The 4,121-nt window shown below is 72.7% G+C and carries 3 protein-coding genes and 1 pseudogene; all 4 read left to right on the forward strand.

The genetic code is table 11. The features are described 5' to 3' along the window. Positions 1 to 80 precede the first annotated feature (80 nt). Entirely contained in the window at positions 81 to 455 is a 375-nt protein-coding gene (locus B9S61_RS11690) for a chorismate mutase (RefSeq protein ID WP_103542196.1), read from the forward strand. Between the two features lie 113 nt (positions 456 to 568). After that, positions 569 to 1,111: a two-component system response regulator gene (locus tag B9S61_RS11695; RefSeq protein WP_103542197.1), complete on the forward strand. Its 543-nt coding sequence runs from the start codon at positions 569 to 571 to the stop codon at positions 1,109 to 1,111. Between the two features lie 48 nt (positions 1,112 to 1,159). Then, the gene (gene pepN / locus B9S61_RS11700; RefSeq protein WP_103542198.1) at positions 1,160 to 3,697 is read left to right on the forward strand and encodes an aminopeptidase N; all 2,538 of its coding nucleotides are present in this window, start codon (positions 1,160 to 1,162) and stop codon (positions 3,695 to 3,697) included. Positions 3,698 to 3,901: 204 nt separating this feature from the next. Further along, positions 3,902 to 4,121, forward strand: a pseudogene (locus B9S61_RS11705) (aspartate aminotransferase family protein); the annotation flags it as partial.

Genomic DNA, 4,121 nt, shown 5'->3' on the forward strand with positions numbered 1-4,121 from the left:
CCGGCCGCCGGCCGGACCGTCCCGGCCACTGCCCGGACACCGCCGACCCCGGTCCCGCCCGCACCGTAGGCTGACCCCCCATGACCACCAGCAACACCACGACCGGTGACGTCGACCCCGCGGTGCGTGCGGAACTCGTCCGGCTGCGCGACAGCATCGACAACATCGACGCCGCCGTCGTCCACATGCTCGCCGAACGCTTCAAGTGCACCCAGCAGGTCGGCCGCCTCAAGGCCGAACACCGGCTGCCGCCCGCCGACCCCGGCCGCGAGGCCCGCCAGATCGCCCGGCTGCGCGCCCTCGCCGAGAACGCCAAACTCGACCCGGCCTTCGCGGAGAAGTTCCTGAACTTCATCATCGCCGAGGTGATCCGCCACCACGAGAGCATCGCCGACGACACCGTGGGCGCCACGCCCTCGGAGAACCGGGCCACGACCTCCTCCGCCGGGGAGTGACAGGACGGTCCGCGCGGGGCATGCTGCGCTGTGCACTCCTTGTCGGCTGACGAACACCGAGCGTCAGTGTCCGGACAGTCATCCGGTCCCTTACGAGGAGGGATGTGTGCGCCATGCCGCCCCCCGCCCGGATCCTCATCGTCGACGACCACGAGGACACCCTGTACGCCCTGGAGAGCGCCCTGGCCCCGCTGGGTCACCTGCTGGGCCGGGCCACCAGCGGCGACGAGGCCCTCAAACAGCTCCTGCGCGGAAACGTCGGACTGCTCCTCCTCGACGTCCACATGCCCGGCACCGGCGGCCTCGACGTCGTGCGCTACATGCGGCGCCTGGAGCAGACCCGGCAGATCCCCGTCGTCCTGCTCACCGGCTTCGCCCGCGACCGGCAGCTCGGGGCCGCCGCGTACGGCCTCGGCGTCGCCGACCTCGTCACCAAACCCGTCGACCCCTGGGCCCTGCGCACCAAGATCCGCCACCTCTACGACGCCCACCAGCGCCGGCTCGCGCTGGAGGCCGAGATCCGCGCCCTGCGCGCCCGGCTCGAGGAACGCACCCCCACCCCCGCCCAGCCCGCCCTGCCCCACCCGCACGCGCACATGGCGCCCGGACAGCCCGCGGGGGCGCAGAGCGGGGAGCTCGAACGAGACCGGACATAGGCCACGTACCCGATCCGCCTCTGTGCCACGGCAACGGCATCAGGCAGCATGGCCTGCATGTCCGTACTGACGCGCGACGAAGCGCAGAACCGAGCACAGCTCCTCGACGTCCACCGCTACACGATCGAACTCGATCTGACCACCGGTGACGAGACGTTCGACTCCCGTACCCTGATCAGGTTCGGCGCCCGCGCGGACGCGGACACCTTCGTCGAGATCAAGCCCGCCGAGCTGCGCTCCGTCACCCTCGACGGACAGCCCCTGGACCCCGGCACCCTCGACGGCAACCGGCTGCCGCTGAAGGACCTCACCGCCGGCGAGCACGAACTGCGCGTCGAGGCGAGCATGCGCTACTCCCGCACCGGCGAGGGCATGCACCGTTTCACCGACCCCACCGACGGCGAGACCTACGTCTACACGCAGCTGTTCCTCGACGACGTCCAGCGGGTCTTCGCCGCCTTCGACCAGCCCGACCTCAAGGCCGTCTTCGACCTCGCCGTCACCGCCCCCGACGGCTGGAGCGTCCTCGCCAACGGCGTGACCGAGCACACCGGCGACGGAGTGTGGCGGGCCGCGTCCACCCCGCTGATCCCCACCTACCTCGTCGCCGTCGCCGCCGGGCCCTGGCACTCCGTGCGCACCGAACACCGCGGGCTGCCCTTCGGCATCCACTGCCGCCGCTCACTCGCCCCGTACCTCGACACGGACGCCGAGGAGCTCCTCGACATCACCCGCGCCTGCTTCGACCGCTACCACGAGAAGTTCGAGGAGCCCTACCCCTTCGACTCCTACGACCAGGCCTTCGTCCCCGAGTTCAACGCGGGTGCCATGGAGAACCCCGGACTGGTCACCTTCCGCGACGAGTTCGTCTACCGCTCCGCCGTCACCGACACCGAACGCCAGACCCGCGCCATGGTCATCGCCCACGAGATGGCCCACATGTGGTTCGGCGACCTCGTCACCCTGAGGTGGTGGGACGACATCTGGCTGAACGAGTCCTTCGCCGAGTACATGGGCTACCAGACCCTCAACGAAGTCGCCCCCGGGCCCCCCGGGGGGCAGCCCCCCCGATGGAGGGGCACCGACACGTGGACCGACTTCGGGGTCTCCCGCAAGGCCTGGGGCTACGACGCCGACCAGCGGCCCTCCACCCACCCCGTCGCCCCCGCGGACGTGACGGACACCGCCTCCGCGCTGCTCAACTTCGACGGCATCTCCTACGCCAAGGGCGCCTCCGCGCTGCGCCAGCTCGTCGCGTGGCTCGGCGAGAAGGACTTCCTCGCCGGCATCAACATCCACTTCCAGCGCCACCGGTTCGCCAACGCCACCCTCGCCGACTTCATCGACTCCCTCGCCGCCGCCACCGAACGCGACGTCCACGCCTGGGCCGACGCCTGGCTGCGCACCACCGGCGTCGACGCCCTCACCGCCTCCGTCGACGCCCGTCCCGGCCAGTGGACCCTCGCCCTCGACCGCGACGGCGACCGCCCGCACCGCGTCACCGTCGGCGTGTACGACCGCGACCTCCACGAGGGCCGCAGTCTCCTGCTGCGGGAGCGCTACGAGGCCGACGTCCCCCAGGACACGGCTCCCGAGCCGCGCACCGGGACCCGCCCCGCCCTCGTCGTCCCCAACGACCTGGATCTCACCTACGCCAAGATCCGCCTCGACGACACCTCCCTGGAGACCGTCCTGCGCGGCCTGTCCGGCATCCCCGACGCGCTCACCCGGGCCGTCGTGTGGAACACGCTGCGCGACATGGTCCGCGACGGGGAACTCGCCCCCGCCGACTACCTGGCCACCGCCGCCGCGCACCTGCCCGAGGAGACCGACCTCGCCCTCGTCCAGGGCGTCCTCGCCTTCGCCTGCGTCCACGTCGCCGACCGCTACGCCGGACCCGGCCGGCGCCCCGCCGCGCTCGCCACCCTGACCGGACTGTGCCGCGACCTCATCCGCCGCACCGAGGACGGCGACCACCCCGGCCTGCGCCTCATCGCCGTACGCCACCGCATCGACACCGCCGCCCAGCCCGACACCATCGCCGCCTGGCTCGCCGACGGCACCGTTCCCGGCGGTCCCGAACTCGACCCCGAACTGCGCTGGCGGATCCTCGCCCGCCTCGCCGTGCTCGGCGCCGTCGACGAGACCGCCATCGCCGCCGAACTCGACCGCGACCCCAGCGCCACCGGCCAGGAGGGTGCCGCCCGCTGCCGGGCCGCCCTGCCCGACGAGGACGCCAAGGCCCGGGCCTGGGACGCCATGTTCGGCTCCGACGACCGGGCCGACCTGTCGAACTACCTGTTCACCGCCACCGCCCGGGGCTTCTGGCAGCCCGAACAGGCCGACCTCGTACGCCCCTACGTGGCCCGCTACTACAAGGACGCCGTCGCCCTCGCCGAGCGCCGGGGCCCCGCCATCGCCGAGGCCGTCGGACGCTGGGCCTTCCCGGCCCACGCCGTCGACGCCGAGAACCTCAAGCTCGGCCAGAAGTGCCTGCGCAAGGCCGGCCCGACGCCCGCCCTGCGCCGCAAGCTCGTCGACCAGCTCGACGACCTGGCACGCGCACTGCGCGTACAGCAGGCCTAGCCTCATGCCCGTGTGTGGGGGCGCCTCCGATTCCTTCGAGGGCGCCCTCCCGCACGGGCGTTGCCGTCGTCTTCCGCCGGCTCGATCCGCAGCTCGTCAAACAGGGCATACCCTCTTTGGGGTGTGATTCCCGGGCTTTCCGGTCGACGTACCCCATCTCCGTACAAGCTGGCATCCTCCCGCGCACCGCCCCGGAGGACCGCCATGAGTTCGCCGCCGCCCCTCGCCTCGGGCCCCCAAGGCCCCGACCGGCTCCGGCCGTTGCTCGACACCGTGCTCGACGCACTGCGCGGTGGCGGCCGGACGCGCGGAGGGCCGCTGCCCGCCGGGGGACCGGAAGCGGTCACCGCCATGGTCCGGGACGCGGTCGGTGACGTCCTGCCCGACCGGGGCGACCCCGGCGCCCTGCGCACCCTCGTGCGCG

Origin of the sequence: Streptomyces sp. SM1 (assembly GCF_002910825.1) — a bacterium.
In the GTDB taxonomy this organism is placed as follows: Bacteria; Actinomycetota; Actinomycetes; order Streptomycetales; family Streptomycetaceae; genus Streptomyces; species Streptomyces okerensis.

What these genes read in the sequence shown, in the direction of transcription:
- B9S61_RS11690 (WP_103542196.1), top strand. Translation starts at nt 81, where the DNA reads ATGACCACCAGCAACACCACGACCGGTGACGTCGACCCCGCGGTGCGT.
- B9S61_RS11695 (WP_103542197.1), top strand. Translation starts at nt 569, where the DNA reads ATGCCGCCCCCCGCCCGGATCCTCATCGTCGACGACCACGAGGACACC.
- pepN (WP_103542198.1), top strand. Translation starts at nt 1,160, where the DNA reads ATGGCCTGCATGTCCGTACTGACGCGCGACGAAGCGCAGAACCGAGCA.